This is a genomic window from Xanthomonas cassavae CFBP 4642, from assembly GCF_000454545.1.
GTDB lineage: Bacteria > Pseudomonadota > Gammaproteobacteria > Xanthomonadales > Xanthomonadaceae > Xanthomonas > Xanthomonas cassavae.
Genome location: NZ_CM002140.1, coordinates 37,543 through 41,277, shown reverse-complemented (window position 1 = coordinate 41,277; position 3,735 = coordinate 37,543). Strand labels below are relative to the sequence as shown.

3 protein-coding genes and 1 pseudogene are annotated in these 3,735 nt (G+C 59.0%); 2 read left to right on the top strand and 2 right to left on the bottom strand.

The window, feature by feature from the left end; all coding sequences use genetic code 11:
* Positions 1–233, top strand: a pseudogene (locus tag XCSCFBP4642_RS25710) (recombinase family protein); the annotation flags it as partial.
* A 346-nt stretch (positions 234–579) separates the two neighbouring features.
* Here the strand turns inward: XCSCFBP4642_RS25710 and XCSCFBP4642_RS0123425 are convergent.
* Positions 580–1,074 carry a hypothetical protein gene (locus XCSCFBP4642_RS0123425; RefSeq protein WP_029221898.1) on the bottom strand — a complete coding sequence of 165 codons (495 nt, stop codon included), beginning with the start codon at positions 1,072–1,074 and terminating at the stop codon, positions 580–582.
* A gap of 41 nt (positions 1,075–1,115) precedes the next feature.
* Positions 1,116–1,622, bottom strand: coding sequence for a hypothetical protein (locus tag XCSCFBP4642_RS29565; protein WP_029221897.1), 507 nt, complete (start codon positions 1,620–1,622; stop codon positions 1,116–1,118).
* A 555-nt stretch (positions 1,623–2,177) separates the two neighbouring features.
* Here XCSCFBP4642_RS29565 and XCSCFBP4642_RS0123415 point away from each other — a divergent pair.
* The gene (locus tag XCSCFBP4642_RS0123415; protein WP_029221896.1) at positions 2,178–3,545 is read left to right on the top strand and encodes an IS5 family transposase; all 1,368 of its coding nucleotides are present in this window, start codon (positions 2,178–2,180) and stop codon (positions 3,543–3,545) included.
* Positions 3,546–3,735: the final 190 nt, after the last annotated feature.

Sequence of the window (3,735 nt, the reverse complement as noted above, 5' to 3'; positions counted from 1 at the left end):
TCGTGCGCGGCAAGAAGCGCACGATTGAGCACGTCGAGAGCTTTTACCTCGACCAATACGACGCCACGCGACGGCCGAACGGCGAATATGAGCTGAGGGTGCCTTATGACACCGACGAAGAGCTGGATGAAGCTGTGAACGAATTGCTGACCGACATCGCCAGCGGTGCGGACGACCGGCACTGCTTCTCGGAGAGCGACGCGCCCATGGAGGGCACCGACCGGCACTGGTGAAGGCTTAACTGACTTCCCTGTTCCATTGCTCCCCGAACCCCCAACTCGGCTCGGCCCATGGGCTTGAGTATCGGCAGTCCGGTCGCACCGCTTGAGACACATCGCCCCCAAGGCAGCGTGGAATGAATTCTCGAATGCCGGCACGACGCTGCTCAAGCATTCCACGGGGAGCTTCTCAATGCCTGGCAACGCCCACCGAGCCCTAACGTGTAGGCCAACGAAAGGCTTTCAACCTCGCCAGCGCCACCTGGTTCCTCTCACCCTTTGAAGAACGAGAATCACCTGGTGACAAAGAAAAACGCCCCAGCTTTGAACTGGGGCGTTCTTAGAAAAGCTCGACCTGATCTCAGCTCGGCAAGGTTTCGATCGGACCCACATCACCCGTCGGAATTCTGCCGCCGCAAGAGCCGTAGCAACCGCCGCCAATCAGCACTCCACCACCACCACCGCCGGTTCCAGCGGAGCCGCCACCACCGCCGCCGCTCGAAGTCTGCTGAGCAATCTTCTCGGCCATTTCCTTTGCCTTCTTTCCGCAAGGCTTCTCAATGTAGACCATGCCCCGGCCAGTATAGTTGAGAATTTTTACGGTGTAGGAAACATACCCCTTATAGGAGTTTGTGACCCAATTCCCCTCACCCAGCACTTTAGACGCTGCCGAATCAAGCCTGTCCATAAAAAGGGCATTGGCAGGATTCTTGCTGTCGCTAAACTTTGGCAGCTGCGTCAAGGGCACCTGAATGGGCACCAGTGGCGGCATCGGGAGTTCCGAGCACGCAAATGCAACCCCCATAAGCCCCGTCAGTGACATCGCAGCGACGCCAGCTTTCTTCATAATTCCCATTTACTCCCCACTCCTTTTAAAAAACAATTAACCACACAAACCTACTGACCGATCGGACGCTTATCCAATACCGGTGCCCTGCCATACTTGGATGTATAGATCCGATCTATTTCAGCATTGAGTCGCAGGGCTTCAGACTCCCCGAGCATTCTTTGCTCTGTTGAAAGTGACTTAGACATCATCACTTCTCGAGTAACAGAGGCACGGGTATCTCCACGCATTTCCGCCACACGCGACACGGCATACGCAGCAACAGGATCACCACTTGCGCTGCCGCCTTGGAAGGATGCCAGCATGTTTAAAGCAAAGAGGTTTCCTTCCGCTCCAGCATCCACCAAGCGCTGTTGCGCCGTGGGGTCTGAAGGCAACAACCGTGCATCCAAGATCGTTTGAGCGACTTTATCACCCGCGTCCGATGCCTGCTTCAGCAAGGCCTCCGGGGCGACCATGTAAGCCTCTAGCTGCTTTTCGTTGGGATAACCATGACGATCCAGCCACTTCTGCTCGGCCTTGCTTTCGGCATAGCCAGGATCGTTATCGAAGCTCATCCCGTCTCTAGTTCTCGGCACTTCTGGGAACGGATGTCGAACACGAGAGTCATTCCGAAGATCGACGCCGCCCTCAATCGACGGAGACGGGGCCCGTTCTTTGACTGATTCGTTCGCTGCATTGGGAGTCTCACTCTGGGAGATGCCCTGCATTGACCCTTCGTCGTCCTTACGCGCTTCGTGCGTCCAGATGATGCCACCTACTACGACTGCCAGTGCGGCTGCACTTAGCGCTACTGCTTTGTTGCCCATCTCACCTTCTCGTAATTCCATTACAGCTGCGCAAGCGCAGTCCCAAGGAGGATAGCGTTGCAGATCAGCTCGCTTCACGCAAGCTTAATCTTGCACAAACTTAGGTCCGTATCGGAGCAACGTCTGTCGAAGCAGCGAACGACGAAGATGAGGGTCGGCAGGGATTGGTGTAAGAAACCTTTACTTAGTCGCCCCTGAAAATCCACACCATTGCAGTCGCAGTAAGGCGTTACCGGCCGCGCAGGCGTGCCGGAACTACCAGTTTTCGCTACGCTGTGGGCTGATTTCTTGCAATTTCCGTCCATGCGTACACGCCGCCCTGCTGCCGAAGACACCCCCGCCGAGGAACTGTTTCGTTCGCGCCTGGAGAACCAGATCGATCTGCGCCATCCGCTGGCGCAGTTGAGTCAACCGATGCCGTGGGCCGCGTTGGAGCAGGCGCTTTGCTCGCACTTGCCGGCCACGCCCGCTGGAGGTGGGCGTCCGGCCTTGCCGGTGCGCTTGATGACCGGTTTGCTGTACCTCAAGCACGCCTTTGATCTGTCCGACGAAGCGGTGTGCGAGCGCTGGCTGGAGAATCCGTACTGGCAGTTCTTCACCGGTGAGGTGGTGTTCCAGACGCGTCTGCCATGCGATGCCAGTTCGCTGACGCGCTGGCGTCAGCGTCTGGGCGAAGCTGGGATGGAAGAGGTCCTGGCGCATACGATCAATACGGCGCACGCGATGAGGGCGGTGGATGCACGCGAGCTGTCGCGGGTGATCGTGGATACCACGGTGCAGGAAAAGGCAATCGCCTATCCGACCGACAGCCGTCTGCTGGAGGTGGCACGCAAGAAGCTGGTGCTGCTGGCCAAGCGCCACGGTATTGCGCTGCGGCAAACCTACGCACGGCAAGGCCCTGCCTTGAGCCGCAAGGCAGGCCGCTATGCCCATGCGCGCCAGTTCAAGCGCATGCGAGCTGCGCTGCGGCGCCAACGCACAGTGTTGGGGCGCGTGGTGCGCGATATGCAGCGCAAGCTGGACGCAGTGGAGGACAGCGTGCACGAGCGCATCGCTGTGTGGCTGGATCGCGCGCAACGCCTGTACACGCAACACCCCAAGGACAAGCACAAGCTGTATGCGTTGCATGCTCCGGAGGTGGAATGCATCGGCAAGGGCAAAGCGCGTCAACCGTACGAGTTTGGCGTGAAGGTCGGCATTGCGGTGACGGCCTGCAAGGGATTGGTCGTGGGTGCGCGGAGTTTCCCCGGCAATCCGTACGACGGCGATACCTTGGCCGAGCAACTGGAGCAGACACGCGGATTGCTGCAAGACGTGGCTGTCGCCCCGACGGTAGCGATCGTGGACCTGGGCTATCGCGGGCGCGAGGTCGATGGGGTACAGGTGCTGCACCGTGGGAAAGCCAAGACGCTGACGCGCCGGCAGTGGCACTGGATCAAGCGACGGCAAGCGGTGGAGCCGGTGATCGGCCATCTGAAAGACGACTGCCGGCTGCGCCGCTGCAGATTAAAGGGCACCCAAGGCGATGCACTGCATGTACTGGGCTGCGCCGCCGGCTACAACCTGCGCTGGTTGATGCGCTGGATCGCGCTTTTGCGTGCCTGGATCCGTGCCATGTCGCAGTTATCCCTGGACGCCATGGATCGGTCACAGCTCGCAATTGACGTCTGAAAAGGATTTTTCAGAGACGACTACTTACAGCAAGTTAGCTCACTTTTGGCTGTTTTTTACACGAATCCCTGCCGACCCTCAAGCGCCCCTGCATTGCAGGAGGTTGCCAACCAGTCGGAGCTGTCGGTGCCTGCGGGAGAGTCCGCGCCACCTGCGCCACCGCCGGCAGTGGCGTTGTCCGGAGAGCTTG